Annotated in this window: 16 protein-coding genes; 8 read left to right on the forward strand and 8 right to left on the reverse strand. The window is 65.4% G+C overall.

Annotated features, from left to right (window positions below):
- Positions 1 to 44: 44 nt before the first annotated feature.
- The 3 genes from HAH_RS13185 (at position 45) to HAH_RS13195 (ending at position 1,902) form a co-directional block, all read left to right on the forward strand.
- Positions 45 to 1,208: a nicotinate phosphoribosyltransferase gene (locus HAH_RS13185; RefSeq protein WP_014041372.1), complete on the forward strand. Its 1,164-nt coding sequence runs from the start codon at positions 45 to 47 to the stop codon at positions 1,206 to 1,208.
- A 34-nt stretch (positions 1,209 to 1,242) separates the two neighbouring features.
- Positions 1,243 to 1,527, forward strand: coding sequence for a DUF6360 family protein (locus tag HAH_RS13190; protein ID WP_004590818.1), 285 nt, complete (start codon positions 1,243 to 1,245; stop codon positions 1,525 to 1,527).
- A 75-nt stretch (positions 1,528 to 1,602) separates the two neighbouring features.
- On the forward strand, positions 1,603 to 1,902 hold the full coding sequence (locus HAH_RS13195; RefSeq protein WP_014041373.1) for a CPCC family cysteine-rich protein: 300 nt from the start codon (positions 1,603 to 1,605) through the stop codon (positions 1,900 to 1,902).
- Positions 1,903 to 1,919: 17 nt separating this feature from the next.
- Here HAH_RS13195 and HAH_RS13200 read toward each other — a convergent pair whose 3' ends face one another.
- Complete coding sequence (locus HAH_RS13200; RefSeq protein WP_014041374.1) at positions 1,920 to 2,774, reverse strand: ZIP family metal transporter; 855 nt, start codon at positions 2,772 to 2,774, stop codon at positions 1,920 to 1,922.
- A gap of 178 nt (positions 2,775 to 2,952) precedes the next feature.
- Positions 2,953 to 4,089 (reverse strand): site-2 protease family protein, encoded by a 1,137-nt coding sequence (locus tag HAH_RS13205; RefSeq protein WP_014041375.1) that lies wholly within the window; start codon positions 4,087 to 4,089, stop codon positions 2,953 to 2,955.
- A 97-nt stretch (positions 4,090 to 4,186) separates the two neighbouring features.
- On the opposite strand from HAH_RS13205, the gene HAH_RS13210 reads away from it, so the two are divergent.
- On the forward strand, positions 4,187 to 4,933 hold the full coding sequence (locus HAH_RS13210) for an MBL fold metallo-hydrolase (RefSeq protein ID WP_014041376.1): 747 nt from the start codon (positions 4,187 to 4,189) through the stop codon (positions 4,931 to 4,933).
- Between the two features lie 18 nt (positions 4,934 to 4,951).
- Here the strand turns inward: HAH_RS13210 and HAH_RS13215 are convergent, their stop codons facing one another.
- The 4 genes from HAH_RS13215 to HAH_RS13230 all read right to left on the reverse strand — a co-directional run bounded on the left by HAH_RS13215 (position 4,952) and on the right by HAH_RS13230 (position 10,269).
- A complete protein-coding gene (locus HAH_RS13215; protein WP_014041377.1) occupies positions 4,952 to 6,247 on the reverse strand; it encodes an NUDIX domain-containing protein in 1,296 nt (431 codons plus the stop codon).
- 78 nt (positions 6,248 to 6,325) lie between these two features.
- Entirely contained in the window at positions 6,326 to 7,429 is a 1,104-nt protein-coding gene (locus HAH_RS13220) for an aminotransferase class V-fold PLP-dependent enzyme (RefSeq protein WP_014041378.1), read from the reverse strand.
- 216 nt (positions 7,430 to 7,645) lie between these two features.
- Positions 7,646 to 8,263, reverse strand: coding sequence for a rod-determining factor RdfA (gene rdfA, locus HAH_RS13225; protein ID WP_008307760.1), 618 nt, complete (start codon positions 8,261 to 8,263; stop codon positions 7,646 to 7,648).
- Positions 8,264 to 8,307: 44 nt separating this feature from the next.
- Entirely contained in the window at positions 8,308 to 10,269 is a 1,962-nt protein-coding gene (locus HAH_RS13230; RefSeq protein ID WP_014041379.1) for an archaea-specific SMC-related protein, read from the reverse strand.
- 309 nt (positions 10,270 to 10,578) lie between these two features.
- Here HAH_RS13230 and HAH_RS13235 point away from each other — a divergent pair, with 309 nt between their 5' ends.
- The 3 genes from HAH_RS13235 to crcB are packed head-to-tail and all read left to right on the forward strand — an operon-like array spanning position 10,579 to position 11,671.
- The gene (locus HAH_RS13235; protein ID WP_008307758.1) at positions 10,579 to 10,926 is read left to right on the forward strand and encodes a hypothetical protein; all 348 of its coding nucleotides are present in this window, start codon (positions 10,579 to 10,581) and stop codon (positions 10,924 to 10,926) included.
- Positions 10,927 to 10,928: 2 nt separating this feature from the next.
- Positions 10,929 to 11,312 carry a fluoride efflux transporter FluC gene (locus HAH_RS13240; RefSeq protein WP_023843421.1) on the forward strand — a complete coding sequence of 128 codons (384 nt, stop codon included), beginning with the start codon at positions 10,929 to 10,931 and terminating at the stop codon, positions 11,310 to 11,312.
- Positions 11,312 to 11,671 (forward strand): fluoride efflux transporter CrcB, encoded by a 360-nt coding sequence (crcB, locus tag HAH_RS13245; protein WP_014041381.1) that lies wholly within the window; start codon positions 11,312 to 11,314, stop codon positions 11,669 to 11,671. The genes HAH_RS13240 and crcB overlap by 1 nt, the downstream gene beginning before the upstream one ends.
- Positions 11,672 to 11,685: 14 nt before the next feature.
- Here the strand turns inward: crcB and HAH_RS13250 are convergent, their stop codons facing one another.
- Entirely contained in the window at positions 11,686 to 12,750 is a 1,065-nt protein-coding gene (locus tag HAH_RS13250) for an ATP-binding protein (protein WP_014041382.1), read from the reverse strand.
- 75 nt (positions 12,751 to 12,825) lie between these two features.
- Here HAH_RS13250 and HAH_RS13255 point away from each other — a divergent pair, with 75 nt between their 5' ends.
- A complete protein-coding gene (locus tag HAH_RS13255; protein WP_014041383.1) occupies positions 12,826 to 13,272 on the forward strand; it encodes a DUF7382 domain-containing protein in 447 nt (148 codons plus the stop codon).
- Here HAH_RS13255 and HAH_RS13260 read toward each other — a convergent pair.
- The gene (locus tag HAH_RS13260) at positions 13,269 to 14,000 is read right to left on the reverse strand and encodes a protein-L-isoaspartate O-methyltransferase family protein (protein ID WP_014041384.1); all 732 of its coding nucleotides are present in this window, start codon (positions 13,998 to 14,000) and stop codon (positions 13,269 to 13,271) included. The genes HAH_RS13255 and HAH_RS13260 overlap by 4 nt on opposite strands.

Genomic DNA, 14,000 nt, shown 5'->3' on the forward strand with positions numbered 1-14,000 from the left:
CGCCGACCGGACCGCTTTTTTCGCCACACTGAAAACACCGTGTTATGACCGAGGAGTTCGACGTCGTCTCGCCAGAGGCGATTCGCGAGGGGCGGGCGACCGACGCCTACTTCGACCGGACAATGGAGACGCTGGAACACGCCGGAAAGAACCCGGACGTGGTCGCCGAAGTGACGGCGAACCAGTTCGCGACGGGGCAGTGGAAGCTGCTGGCGGGGCTGAAAGACGCCGCCGAGTTGCTTGAAGGACGGAGCGTCGACGTTGACGCGCTCCCCGAAGGACAACTGTTCGACGGCGGCCCGGTAATGCGAATCGAGGGGCCGTACCGGGAGTTCTGTCGCCTGGAGACGGCGCTCCTTGGTTTTCTCTCGCATCCGACAGGCATCGCGACGCGGGCGCTAGAGGCCCGCTACGCCGCACCGGAGTCGACGGTGCTCTCCTTTGGCTCGCGTCACGTCCACCCGTCGATAGCGGCGATGATCGAGCGCTCGGCGCTGCTGGGCGGTCTCGACGGTATCTCGAACGTCGCTGCGGGCGAGGTCATCGACCGGGACGCTGGTGGGACGATGCCCCACGCGCTCATGATCTGTTTCGGCCGCGGTAATCAGGAACAGGCGTGGCAGGCGTTCGACGCCGCCGTCCCCGAGGAGACGCCCCGCATCGCGCTGACAGACACCTACAGCGACGAGGTCGACGAGGCGCTCCGCGCAGCGGAAGCCGTCGACGACCTCGCGGGCGTCCGACTGGATACGACTGGATCCCGCCGCGGGGACTTCCGCCACATCGTCCGGGAGGTTCGCTGGACGCTGGACGCCCACGGCCACGAGGACGTGGACCTGTTCCTCTCCGGCGGACTTACCCCGACGACGCTCCGGGAGCTACGGGACGTGGCCGACGGCTTCGGCGTCGGGGGCTACGTCGCCAACGCCGACCCGCTGGACTTCGCGCTGGATATCGTGGAACTAGACGGCGAGCCGGCGGCCAAGCGGGGGAAGCTTACCGGCACAAAATCGGTGTACCGTACCGCCGACGGCGGCCACCACATCGGCCTGGCCGACCGCGACGCGCCGGAGGACGCCGAATCGCTACTGGAACCACTGATTCGTGACGGAGACATCGTCAGGGAGTTCGACCTCGACGGGGCCATCGACCGCGCGGCGGCGGACGCCGAACGGGTCGACTACGAAGGCGCGACCGCAGCCGAGTAACGGGCGTTAAGTCGGCGGCCCGCGAACAAAGGGTATGGTCGATCGCATCATGAAGGTCAACGCGTACACGACCTTCGACCTGCTCGACGGTGAGGTAGAGGGCCACGGCTTCGAGGAGGAGGCCCTGGCCGTGCTGAACGTGACCGCGCCGCGGAAGAACCCGGACCACGTCGAACTCCAGTTAGAGATGGACAACACCGATCTCGACGCAGTGAAGCCACACGCGGACTCAGTGACGCTGTCGGCGGCCCAGGCACGCGAACTCGCCGCCGAACTGGAGGAGTACGCCGGGAAGGTCGAAGACGCGCAATCGGAGTAGTCTGTTCGTCTCAGCGATAATCATGCACCGCTACGGGTCGGTAATTCTATGGTGTGAAGACACATACCACGAAATATGTCAACCGAGACGCCCGGTAATCCAGCCGCACGGGAGCTGGGCTACTGCCCGTGCTGTGGCTACCAGACACTCCCCGAGGGGCGGCCCGGGTCGTACGAGATGTGTCCGGTGTGTCACTGGCTCGACGACCCAATCCAGTTCGGCGACGCGGAGTTCGTCAGCGATACGAACCATGTGTCGCTGACGGAAGCGCGCGAGAACTTCAGCGAACACGGGGCGTGTTCCCCCGACGAGGCCGGGGACTGCGAGGAGCCGACCGGCCTCGACCGCGACCCGAACTGGCCTTACGAGGAATAGCAGATACGAAACAGGACTCAAGCTGCGAGCGCGATATCTAGGTACAGCATGACGATGACGCCCGCCATCAGTCCGAGCGTCGCGACGCGCTCGTAGCCGCGCTGGTGGGTCTCGGGGATTATCTCGTCGGAAATCACGAACAGCATCGCGCCCGCCGCAAACCCCATCGCGTAGGGCAGGAGCGGTTCGACGGTCACGACGGCGACAGCGCCGAGCACCGCGAGCGGGATTTCCACGACGCCGGAACGAATCCCGGTGAAGACGGCATAGAGCCGACGGTCCAGACCGGCGTTGATCGCTGCGACGGAGACGGCCAGCCCCTCGGGGATGTTCTGGATGCCGATGGCGAGCATCAGCGAGAGCGCGCCCCCGATCCGGAGCGGGTCGCCGGCGGCCGCGCCGAAGCCGACGCCGACGGCCAGCCCTTCCGGGATGTTGTGCAGCGTGATCGCGAGGATAAACAGGATGACGCCCGTCAGTTTGGATTCGTCAATCGAGAGGTCCTGGCTGGGGTTGGCGGCGTCCGACCGCCGGCTCCCGGTCAGGAGGTAGTGGGCGTGCGGGACGAGGCCGTCCGCGCGGTCGAGGAACAGCGCCCCCAGTGCGACGCCGACGAGTGTCGGAATCGGGTTCCCGCCCGAGTACTCCTCGATGCCGGGGATGATGAGGCTCGTGAACGCGGCGGCCAGCATCACGCCGGCGGCGAACCCGAGCGCCGTGTCCAGCGCCCGCTCCGAGGGGTCACGCCAGACCAGCACGAGCGACGCGCCGAAGAGGTTCATCGTCGCGATGATGGTCCCACCTACGAGGCCGTTTATGAGCGGGTCGGTGCCGACGAGGTCGACAAACAGGTCGACGAACCCGGATTGCATTGTCGAGTAGTGGACGTCGCCCCCTCTTGGATGTACCGGCAGTCGAGAGGGGGCGTCTCAGGTTCTGGCGTCGTCTCCGTACAGAATCGGAAAACCCCGGCTCGCCCAGGTTGTCCAGCCGGCTTCAGGTAGCGCCTTCTAGCTGGTAGGGACCATATTCGAGCGAGTAAACGCTGTGTTAGAACGGTTCCGGGGACCCAACGAGCCGCTGCATCTCCATCGCACTGGAGAAGTCCTCGCGGGAGACCACACGGGTCCCCTCGGGGCCGTCGACGAAGGCGGCGGTGGCTCTGGCGGTGTCGAGTTCGACGAGCACGTCGAAAGCGGCAGTTTCCGAGGCAAAGCGCGGCAGGTCGGTCTCCATCAGGTCGGCGACGGTGTCGGCCTCACGTTCGGCCTTCGAGAGTTCCCTGAAATCGCCGACGGTGACGACGCCGACCACGTCGCCGCCGCGCGTGACAGCGAACTCCGTCCGCCGGTCGGCGAACATCCGGTCGACGAGGTCCTCGATACTGGCGCTGGCCTCGATAGTCGCGTCGAGCGGGCTGGCCACGTCGTCGACGGTCAGCCCTTCCAGCAGGGCGGCCAGGGCAACCGTGCGGGATTCACTCGACGCAGCGCCGTAGACGAACAGCGCGAGTAGCAGCAACATCGGGCTAAACGACATGACGCCGACGACGGCGAACAGCACGGCGAACCCGGTCCCGATCCGAGCGGCGATGCGAGTCGCCGTCGCGTAGGGTCGCTTTCGCGCGAGCAGCGCCCGGAGGACGCGGCCGCCGTCCATCGGGAACGCCGGCAGCATATTGAACACGGCGAGGAAGAGATTGGTGACGGCCAGCCAGCCAACGACAAACAGCGTCACCTGCGCGCTCGCTGGCAGGGCAAACAGCGCGGCGTAGCAGGCGAGCCCGGTCAGAATACTCACGGCCGGACCGGCCAGCGCGATGACGAGTTCCCGGTTCCACTCCTTGGGCATGGATTCGAGGCTGGCAAGGCCGCCGAGAATCCAGAGCGTGATCGACTCTACCCGGAGCCCGTAGCGCATCGCCGCCCAGGCGTGGCCCAGTTCGTGCAGTGCGACGCTGGCGAACAGACCCACCGCCGCGGCGGTGCCGATGAGCCACGGCGTCTGGCCCGCGGTCAGCACCGTGAGGTCGAGCGTCACGCCGGAGAGAGCGCTCACGATGCCGGCGTACACCGATATCTGTGCCCCGCTGCCGATAATCCAGGCCAGCACCGGCAGGAAAATCAGCAGCGAGACGTTGACCCGTATCGGGATCCCCCAGACCGTCGTGATGTGGAAGTTTCGCACGGGAAGTCCAACGAACAGTGGCCGGGTATAGCTTCTGACTGGGGACGGCGCCGACGAGTAGCGGCCTTATTCAGGGTGTAGCGTGTACGGACACCTAATGACAGTTCGACACGACGGGCTGACCGTCGACTGGCTGGGGTACGCGACGCTCCGGTTCGCCGGCGACGACACGGTGGTGTACGTCGATCCGGGCCGGTACGGCGTGCTCACCGGCGAGTGGGAGCCCCACACGGACGGTATCGGCCACCCGCCAAGCAGCGACTACCGCGCCGAGGACGGCGACGTGGTGTGTGTGACCCACGTCCACCACTACGACCCAGACGGCATCGAGCGCGTCGCGAGCGAGAACGCGACCATCGTCGCCTACGAGGGTATCGACGAGCGCGTGGGCGACCGGGACCTCCCGCCGCTGTCCTCGCTCCCCTACGACGTGGTCGAGGTCGGGATGAAATCGCAAACGACGGTCAAGGACGTACCTATCTGGTCGACGCCGGCGTACAACGAACCGGACGGCCCGCATACGCTCCCCGACGGGACGCCCTACCACCCGGAGGGCTTCGGCTGTGGCTTCATGATCGCCGTCGAGGGGACCAGAGCGTTCTATCCCGGCGATTCAGACGTCCTGCCGGGCCACCGGACACTTGAGGTATCGCTGCTGTGTCCGCCTATCGGCCCGCGGGCGACCATGGACCGCCACGAGGCCGCCTCGCTGGCCGCGACCATCGACCCGGACCTCGTGATGCCGGTCCACTACAACACCTTTTCCAACCTCGAAGCCGACTCCCGCGAGTTCGCTGCCGACGTAGCCGAAGCCGGCGTCCCGGTCGTGTTAGACGAGCAGTGAGCGGGCGAAAGATCGGCGTTAGCCACCGTCGGCCCACCCGCTCCGCTCCCGGTGGGCCTCGGCGATCTCCTCGATGTCGTCCGTCCCCAGAACGCCGCGTTCGGTGACGACCGTCACTGCCGATGCCGGCGTCAGGTCGAAGGTGGGGTTGGACACAGCGATGTCGGCGTCACCGTCGTACACCTCCTCTGGCTCCCGCTCTTCTCGGCCCCACGCAGCGTGCGGTGCGATTTTGTCCGTGGCACACACGGCGTAGCAGTCCACGGCCGCGGCGGCCGCCGACAGAGCTGCTGGGCAGGTTCCAACTTTGTTGACCACGCGGCCATCCGGAAGAACTCGGTCGGCCCCGACGACGAGCGTGTCGGCATTCCACACATCCAGTTCGTGACCGAACGCTGCGTCAGTAGTCAGCGTCACCGCGGCGCTGTCGGCGAACGTCTCCGCGACGCCGACGCCTTCACCGCCGGGCAGTGACTCGGCGACGAGCACGGCCGCTGGGGCAGCGGCGTCGACCACTGCACGGACTGTCCCGGAGCGAGACAGCGTCGCGAGGCGGTCACCGACGTGCTCGGCGGCGACGGCGGCGGCGACGCGGTCGGCGGTCACCGCGTGATTCAGCGTTTCGGTCGCCGCCCGCTCGACAGCCGCTGGCGATTCATCGGTCACGGCAGCCATCGCTCGGTTGAGACGGTTCGCGACGACGACCATCGAGGAGCGCGCTTCGCGGATTTCAGCGGCGAGGGCAGCGAGCATGTCCCAGCCGTCACCGTCCCGCTCGGCCGTCTCCAGGTCGTCAGACCGTCCGGCATCGGCCAGGGCGGCCTCGTCGCGCAGCACCTCCAGTGCCCGGAGCGACAGCCACGCCGAGCCGTGGGTCCGGTCCTCGCGTACTGTCGCCACTCGCGGGCGAACGCGGTCCCAGGAGGTCCACAGCCGCGGGACCGTCTCGCGGACCAGTATGTCGGGCGGGTGGACCCACGCAGTCTCGGTCGTCTCCTCGTTAGTCGCGACTGTGCGGGCCGCACAGTCGAACAGGAACGGATGAACGACCCATCGAACGCCCCGGTCGTCGTCAGCGACCCGAAACGAGTCGCCCTGCCGGACGAGCGTCACCGCGTCGGCCAGCCCGGTCTCCTCGTCGATTTCGGCCCGCGCGGCCGTCTCCGGATCCCGATCTCGCCCGGCGTCGTCGGCGACGTGTCCCGCGACCCCGCTCCACTGGCCCTGATACGAGCCGACTGCATCGCTCCGGCGCAACAGCAACACCTCGCCATCGCTGCGCAGGAAGCACGTCACGACAGGGCGTGTCTCCATACGGCCGTGAACGGCTGGCCGGGGCAATAAAGTCCGGGCCAGTGAGAGCCACAGTCGAGGCGGGATGCGTTGAGAGAACTACAGCGCGTCGAGCAAGCGGTCGACATCGTCAGCCGTGTTGAACGCATGGACCGACGCCCGAAGCGCCTCGGGGTGGGAGAGTGACCTGATAATGACACCCTCGGCCGCGAGTCGCTCGACGGTCGCCTCGGGGTCGTCGGCAGTGAACGTCACGAGTCCCGACTCGTAGTCGCGGGGGCTCAGCAGCCGGTCGCCGAGGCCGTCCTTGAGCCGGTCGGTCAGCCGTTCGACGCGGGCCTGAATCGTATCGAATCCGACGGCCTCGACCGTCTCGATGGCGTTCGCGAGCGCGACGTACGGGACCGGTGAGGTAGTGCCGACCTCGAACCGGCGCGCGCCCGGGTAGTACTCGTATCCGTCCCCAGTGGGATTCTCGACGCTCCGGTAGCCGATGCGAGTCTGGCGCAGTCGGTCGTAGGCGTCGGGGTCGACGTAGAGGAACCCGCCGCCCCAGATACCAAGCAACCACTTGTGCCCCGCTGCGGCCACGAAATCCGCGCCCCACTCGGTCACGTCGACGGGGTGTTGCCCGACGGACTGGACGGCGTCGACGAGCACCTGTGCGCCGGCGTCGTGGACCACGTCGACGACATCCCCGACCGGAAGTCTGGTCCCGTGTGTCCAGGTGAGCGAACTCAGCGCCACCAGTCTGGCGTCGGCCACGGCGTCTTTTACGTCAGCCATGTCGAGCCGACCACCCTCGGTTTCCAGTACGCGGACCTCGATATCGTGGGTGTCGGCCAGCCGGTCCCACGGGAGCGTTCCGGCGGGGTGTTCGAGGTCGGTCCGGACCACTACGTCGCCGGGCTGCCAGTCGATAGCCCCTGCAACCATGTTGACCCCATCGGCGGTACTGCGAGTGAACGCGACGTTGGCGGCCTCGGTTCCGATGTGGCCGGCGACGACTTCGCGGGCCGCCGCGATAGCGTCCCACGCAACCGTGTAAGGGCCGTCGCCGGCAGGTGCATCGAAGGCGTGGCGTTCGAGAAACGCCGTCGCAGCGTCGACTACGGGGCGCGGCGTCGGCCCGCTTGCCCCCGTGTTGAAGTACGTACACCGTTCGAGTGCCGGAATCGACGCTCGGAGCTCGGCTGGGTCCATGTCCGTTTCGATGGCCCCCGACGCCTTCAGCCCTGTGTGAGCCAGTAGGCAGTTTCGCAGTCGGGGTTCCGGAACAGTAGTACGATTCTGATTCTGCGACTACCCGTAGCTACCGTATATTCTACTTTGTTGTGTTTCACAAACTCTGTCGATTGTTTCGACGTTTTCGAATCGTTGAGTCTATCCCGACAGTCAGGGAAGACGTAGAGTGGTAACTCAGTCTTGCTGGCACTCACAACCGCCCTGCTCGAAGAACTCCGCGACGGCGTACTGGCTGCCACACGACTGGCACAGCACCTGCGCGTCCAGAAACACCTCGAAGTCCTCGATGTCAATGCGGCCCGTATCGCGTAGTTTCTCGATGCGCTGGTCGGTGACCGACAGCGTTCGGGTCAGTAGCCGCTGAATGCTCTCGAGGTCCTTTTCGATCTTCTCGTCGTCGGACAGTCCCTGGTACTCCGCGCCGCGCCACTCCTTCAGATACGACCGGATAGCCTGGTAGGTGATGAAATCGGTTTCGAGACCATCGACGTCGACGCCGTTGCGTTCGAGTCGATTGACGGTGTCGGTCCTGACACCTGTGCTGATGTCGTCACCGGTGAGGTTCTCGTAGGTCGATTCCACGTCGCTTTCGAGGGCACTCAGGCCCGCATCGACCAACTCGCGTTCGAGGAGGCGCTTGTTGAAAAACTCCGCGAGGTCACGGAGGCTCATGCGCTCTTCACCGTCGCCCGTCCAGCGGGCCTCCATCTCCGCACCGAGTCCATCGAGTTCGTACTCGTCGATGAGCCGAGCGACTTTGCTCGACGGCCGGCCGTCTGTCGTATTCGCCATCTGTTGTTCCCACGTACGGTAACCGGAACTAAAAGACTACGGGGTTAGATCGAGGTGATGCGGTTGAAGTCGTCGTCCAGCGCCTGCGCGTCCTCCGGCAAGAGGGCGACGACGAGATGCTCGGCGTAGTCGGCGAAGTACTCGACGAGTTCGGCGATCCGCGCCGAATCGATGGCCTCCAGCGAGTCGAGCAGCATGAACGGAACGCTCTCGTGGAGGTCGTGCACCAGATAGCCCGCGAGAGCGAAGATGAGCCCGGTCACTTCGCGCTCGCTCTCGCTAAGGTGCTCGATGGTGTCCTCGTAAGCCGCGCCGTTCTCGGTGGTCCGGACGATGTGGAGTTCGAACACCGTTCGGTCGACCTTCTGGCGCCCCTCGCGGACGGTCTGCTCGACGCGTTCGATCCAGATGCGTTCGAGGTTCTCGTACTCCAGAATGCCGAGGATAGCGTCCATGTGCTCGTTGAACTCGTCGACAGCGTTAGCCTCGATCTGGTCGATTTTCGTCCGCTTGTCGGTGAGTTCCTCAACGAGGGCGTCGCGTTCCTCGCGGAGGTCGTCGGCCCGCTTGACCATCTCCTCGATCTCTTCGATTTCGGCTGATACGTCGTCGAGGTCGGATTCCAGGCTGTCGATCTCGAACTCGAGCTGGTTTGCCTCCCGGTGTAGTGAGAGGATCTCGTCAAAGTCCTCGGATTCGAGGTTGTCGACCTCGTCTTCCAGCGACTCGACGTCGTCAGTCAGTTCCTCGCGTCGCTCCTTCAGCGAAGTGATCTGCTCCTCGCGGCGTTCGATCTCCGTTTCGGTCTCCTGTATCTTCCGCTCGACGTTCTCGCGACGGCGCTGCTTCTTTTCCGCCTCGCGCTGGTCGGTCTTGAGATCGTCGAGTTCCGACTTGATGTCGTTGAGGTCCTCGACCTTCCCCCGGCGGAGGTCCTGCAGGCGGTCGACGGTGTCTTCTATCTGCTCGCGGTCGACCGTCGAGCCACACGTCCAGCAGACGACGGATTCCTCGTCTTCGCCTTCGAGGAGTTGCTCCGTCACCGCGCCGTCGGAGCCTTCGGGCGCGTCTTCGAGTGACTGAATGACGTCGTAGTCTTCCTCTTCGAGCCGTTCCTCGTTGTACTGGATGAGGCTCTGAAGGTCGGAGATCTCGCTGTTCAGCCGCTGGCGCTGGTCGCGCAGGCTTGCGATCTCGTCTTCGAGGTGCTGCTGGTCGCCCATCGGCGTCTCCGGCAGTTCGTCCAGTTCGTCTTCGAGGTCGGACCGTTCGCGTTTCAGCGAGGAGATGCTCTCCTCCTGTGCCTCGATGTCCCGCCGGACAGATTCGAGGTCCGACCGCGTCGAGCGGAGTTCGTCGAGTTTCTCTTCGAGGACGTCCTGTTCCTGACGGCTCTCCTCGATGTCCCGGCTGCTGTTGTCGATCTCCTCCTCGCGCTCGGCCAGTTCCTCGCGTTTCTCCTCGATCTGCTCGCGGAGTTCGGTCCGGCGCTGCTCGAGGTCCGGAAGGTCGCGCTGGTGGGATTCAACCGTGGCGAGTTCGTCGTTGATGTCGCCTTTCTCCGCTTCCAGCTGTTCGACTTCCGAACGGATCGCGTCGATGTCGACCGGGCGCATGATGATCTCGCGGAGGTCGTCGCCGCGAGCCACGGACCGGCGCGCCTCGTTAGTTTCGAGGAGGAACGCGAACAGGTCGGCGACCTCGGGGTCGTCGAGGTAGCCGTCGCCGTCGAACTGGACAGCATCCCCCGCCCGCGTGAGCGTCCGTTCGTACACCTCATCCCCATACGTGAGGGCAACGCTCCCCTCGTCGGCGTCGCCTTTCAGCGTGGCCTGCGTACTCCCCATTGCCGCCATAATAGACTGCAGAAACGACGTCCGGTTTGTGGCGTTCTTTCCCGTCAGCACCGTCACACCCGGTGGAATATCGACTGATGTCTCGTCGATCCCACCGATATTGGTGACATCAAAATGGGCGACACTAGATCCTTGCTTTGATTCTGGCATTGGTCTGCTGTAGTCGGAGCGGATATAAAAATAATTTCATTGCCGAAAACCAAATTACACACTTGGCGCCCCGAGTGCGGGCGGACACGCCAGACTCGACGGCGATGAGACACGGCAGACAGCGCACAGACTGACAGTCGATTCCGGAATAACACCTGTACCAATATTATTCCGATACAGAAGGATTGACGGGAGGGAGAGGAGGTTTTTCTCTCTTATACTACTGTTTTATTGTGGATAGCAATCTTAACCGCTTGTGAGTCTCTTCAGATGCCAACCTATAAGTCGGCGTGATCGGAAGCAGGTCGTATGACCCGTTACGAAACGCTGCTCGAGGTCGAACTGGACGAGTGGGACAGTGGGTACGGTGTCTTGCAGATCGTCGATCCGGATGACAGCGACACCGCCGAGTTACGGTTCTGCTACTTCAACGAAAACGGCAAGTTCACGAACCGGCCGCTAACGCTACGACCCGACGAAGAGACACTAGACCGGACGACGCGGATGGTGGAGAACCTCGGCTACGTCGCCCGAACGTTCGACCCGGCAGAGATCCGTGAACTCGTCGACGCGCTCGGCGAAGAACGGGTTATCGAACTCGCACAGCTCGTCGACACGCTCGGTGAAGCGCGGCTAGCGGAGATACTTGGGGAGTGAAGATGGCAGACACCCACCCACTGGTGACGGTCGAAACTATCGTCCTTGTGGGTCTGGGGGGCTTCGCCGGCTCGAACCTCCGGTACTTCGTCGGCCTCTTTGTTCCGGGGTTACAGGGGACACTGCTGGTCAACGTCTGCGGCAGTTTCGCGCTCGGCGTGCTCGTGTACGAAGGGCTGCAGGTCGGTGCGCTGGCCAGCGAGACGAAACTGGCCGCGTCGACCGGCTTCATCTCGTCGTTTACCACCTACAGCACGTTCGCAGTGGAGACGGTGTTAACGCCCGAGTGGGCTGTCGCGAACATCGTCGGCAGCTACGCTCTGGGGTTTGCCGGTGTCCTCGTCGGCCGTGAGGCCGTCCGGCTGTTCGCCGGAGGTGGCCGCTGATGGTCGCTATCGAGCCGGCGCATCTGGTCGGGACCGGCGGCGCTATCGGCGCGCTCTGTCGTCACTACCTGGCGGGGGCTGTCCAGCGAGAGACGTTCCCGCTCGGGACGCTCACGGTGAACGTCATCGGGAGCTTCGTCCTCGGACTGCTGACGTTTGCTGGCGTCACCGGCGATGCAGCGCTGCTGGTCGGTGTCGGCGCGTGTGGCTCGTTCACGACGTTTTCCTCGTTTTCGGTCGGGACGGTGCGGCTATGGGAGGACGGCTACGTGGCGCTGGCCGTACTCAACGCCGTCGCCAACCTCGCCTGTGCGCTGGCCGGGATCGGATTGGCCTGGGGCGTCGTACAGATCGTGTGATTCGTGCCGGACCATCAGATTTCAGAACCCCCTGTACGAGCTTCGTGCTCCCTGTCTGCTTTGAGATCGCTGGCTCGCGGCGTCTCGCCGCCGTGGGGCGTCCGCCGCTCGCGGACCGTTACATGATGAACGGATTCAGTATCGTCGTCGACGACGAGCGCGTCGCCGGTCGTCTCTGGCAGTCGAGCCGTGAAATCGCCGTCGAGATACGTCGGCTGGGCCGCCTGTAGCGCGTCGATGTCTGCCGTACTCGTCAGTCGGTGGGCGACGAGCAGGTCCGTCTGTGAGACGGTCGTCGGTGGCACAGCGCTAGGTCGCTGTGTCGCGAGCACACAACTCACGCCGGGCTGGCGGCCCCGGGTGACGAACCGACGGAGCGGACGCCGGGCGACGCCGTCGGTGAACGCGTGGGCTTCGTCGACCAGCAGCCAGGGCAGTCGGTCCGTCCGGTCAGTCACCCGGGCATCGTACAGCGCGGTCGCGACAGCGGCGAGGACCGCACCGGCCGGTCGGGAAGCGAATCCCGACATATCGAGCACGGTCAGGCCGTCGCTGCACAGCGTCTCCACCTCGATACCCGAAGGCTCGAAGACGCCCCAGGACGCGGCGAGCGCGAGATGGTTCGTCGCCGCGCGGGCGGTGCTCGCCGCCACATCGGCATCGGCCACCCACGAACGCATCCCGCCAAGCGTCGCACGCTCGCTCGCCGCTCGCCACACGAGCGCGCCCGCGCCCCGTTCGGGGTCGAGGCCGAGCACCGTACACCACTGGCGCGGGTCGAGCGCGTCCGCGCGAACGCTGGGGTCGACCACCGTGGCAGACACGTCCGCGGCGCTAAGTGGCGTGAACGCCCCCATCGGGTCGACGACGACCGGCGCGACCCCCTCGGCAGCCAGCAGGCCCTCGGCGAGGACGCCGAGCGTGTATGTCTTCCCCGACCCGCGTTTGCCGACGACGAGACCGACGTGTGGCCGGTCGATATCGAGGTCGACCGCAGCGCCGCGGCTCCCGTCGCGGGCCCGATAGTGACCCAGCCGCGCCGTCGCCCCCGTCGCCCCCTCACGTCCGATAACGACCATGCCGGCGGTTGCTTCGCTCTGATATTTGAACGTTTGTCCGGGGATTCAAGTACGAACCCGGGGCCACCCCAGCACATGTCAGATTCGTTGTGGCACGACGAACGTGCTATCGAGGGACTGCCGATCCGCCTGGTCATCGCGCTGGTGGTCGGCGTCGCCTGCCTCTCCGTGATGATGAGCACCATCTCCGGAATCGAGACGCTGCAGGTGACAGAGGTCGACGTTGAGCCACACCCCGAAGTAGCTAATCCGGGGACACAGGACGTAGTTGTCACTGTCGTCGACTCGAAGGGGTCGCCCGTCTCCGGCGCGACGGTGGTCGCGAAAAGCGGGACAGCAACGCTCTCGTCGGTCAAGACTGGCGAGACAGGGAGTGCAGGGAACGCGACCCTCTCACTGTCGCCGTCGCTCGGACCGAATCAACAGGACGGCACGGTCACGTTCGAGGTGAAACCACCAGCGGGGAGCAACTACGAGGACGCCCGCTCGAACACCGACCTGCTCGTCGTCGAGTCGCCCTAGCCGTCCCAGTCGATCCACTCCTGCTCCCAGCCGGCGCGGGACTGGGCCGCCCGCCGGGCGCGCTCGCGGTCTTCACGATGGGTCCGGTTGCGCTCGACGGTGTCGGCCTGCTCGCCCTCGACGAGCATCGGCTGGAACGCGACGGTGCCGTGTTGCGTGACCGAGCCGTCGGCCTCCACGACAGCGAGGGACTGTTCACCGGTGCCAAGCGGCATCACCAGTCGACCGTCATCGGTCAGTTGCTGGAGGAGCGCCCGCGGCGGGTCGATTGCGGCGGCTTCCAGAAGAATACGGTCGTACGGTGCGTATTCGGGCAGCCCGGCAGCGCCGTCGCGGCGGTCCACGAGGACGGCGTCGTAGCCTGCTTCTGCCAGGTTCTGCCGGGCTTCGATGACGAGCCGCCGCGTGATATCTATCGCGTGAACGTTGGCCGCACCGACGTGTTCCGCAAGCACCGCGGCCGTGTAGCCGACACCGGCACCGACCACGAGCACGTCGTCGTCTTCTTCGGGTGACAGGGTTTCGAGCACTCGACCGGCGGTACTGGGCGAGAGCACGCGCGTGCCGAGGCGCTCGAACGGGCGGTCGGAGTAGGCCTGTTGCTCGCCGACGAAGGCCTCCCGGGGGACGGCACGCATCGCTGCCGACAGCCACGCGCTCCGGACAACACCCTTGCTCTCGTGTTGCAGGCTGTCGACCATGTCGTCCCGCAGTACCGCTGGGTCCAT

Source organism: Haloarcula hispanica ATCC 33960 (assembly GCF_000223905.1).
In the GTDB taxonomy this organism is placed as follows: domain Archaea; phylum Halobacteriota; class Halobacteria; order Halobacteriales; family Haloarculaceae; genus Haloarcula; species Haloarcula hispanica.

Bases quoted from the DNA above. Each gene is read 5' to 3' on its own strand.
- HAH_RS13235 (WP_008307758.1), top strand. From the start codon at position 10,579: ATGACCCGTTACGAAACGCTGCTCGAGGTCGAACTGGACGAGTGGGAC.
- HAH_RS13240 (WP_023843421.1), top strand. From the start codon at position 10,929: ATGGCAGACACCCACCCACTGGTGACGGTCGAAACTATCGTCCTTGTG.
- HAH_RS13210 (WP_014041376.1), top strand. From the start codon at position 4,187: ATGACAGTTCGACACGACGGGCTGACCGTCGACTGGCTGGGGTACGCG.
- HAH_RS13200 (WP_014041374.1), bottom strand. From the start codon at position 2,774: ATGCAATCCGGGTTCGTCGACCTGTTTGTCGACCTCGTCGGCACCGAC.
- HAH_RS13230 (WP_014041379.1), bottom strand. From the start codon at position 10,269: ATGCCAGAATCAAAGCAAGGATCTAGTGTCGCCCATTTTGATGTCACC.
- HAH_RS13220 (WP_014041378.1), bottom strand. From the start codon at position 7,429: ATGGACCCAGCCGAGCTCCGAGCGTCGATTCCGGCACTCGAACGGTGT.
- HAH_RS13260 (WP_014041384.1), bottom strand. From the start codon at position 14,000: ATGGACCCAGCGGTACTGCGGGACGACATGGTCGACAGCCTGCAACAC.
- HAH_RS13190 (WP_004590818.1), top strand. From the start codon at position 1,243: ATGGTCGATCGCATCATGAAGGTCAACGCGTACACGACCTTCGACCTG.
- HAH_RS13195 (WP_014041373.1), top strand. From the start codon at position 1,603: ATGTCAACCGAGACGCCCGGTAATCCAGCCGCACGGGAGCTGGGCTAC.
- HAH_RS13250 (WP_014041382.1), bottom strand. From the start codon at position 12,750: ATGGTCGTTATCGGACGTGAGGGGGCGACGGGGGCGACGGCGCGGCTG.
- rdfA (WP_008307760.1), bottom strand. From the start codon at position 8,263: ATGGCGAATACGACAGACGGCCGGCCGTCGAGCAAAGTCGCTCGGCTC.
- HAH_RS13255 (WP_014041383.1), top strand. From the start codon at position 12,826: ATGTCAGATTCGTTGTGGCACGACGAACGTGCTATCGAGGGACTGCCG.
- HAH_RS13185 (WP_014041372.1), top strand. From the start codon at position 45: ATGACCGAGGAGTTCGACGTCGTCTCGCCAGAGGCGATTCGCGAGGGG.
- HAH_RS13215 (WP_014041377.1), bottom strand. From the start codon at position 6,247: ATGGAGACACGCCCTGTCGTGACGTGCTTCCTGCGCAGCGATGGCGAG.
- crcB (WP_014041381.1), top strand. From the start codon at position 11,312: ATGGTCGCTATCGAGCCGGCGCATCTGGTCGGGACCGGCGGCGCTATC.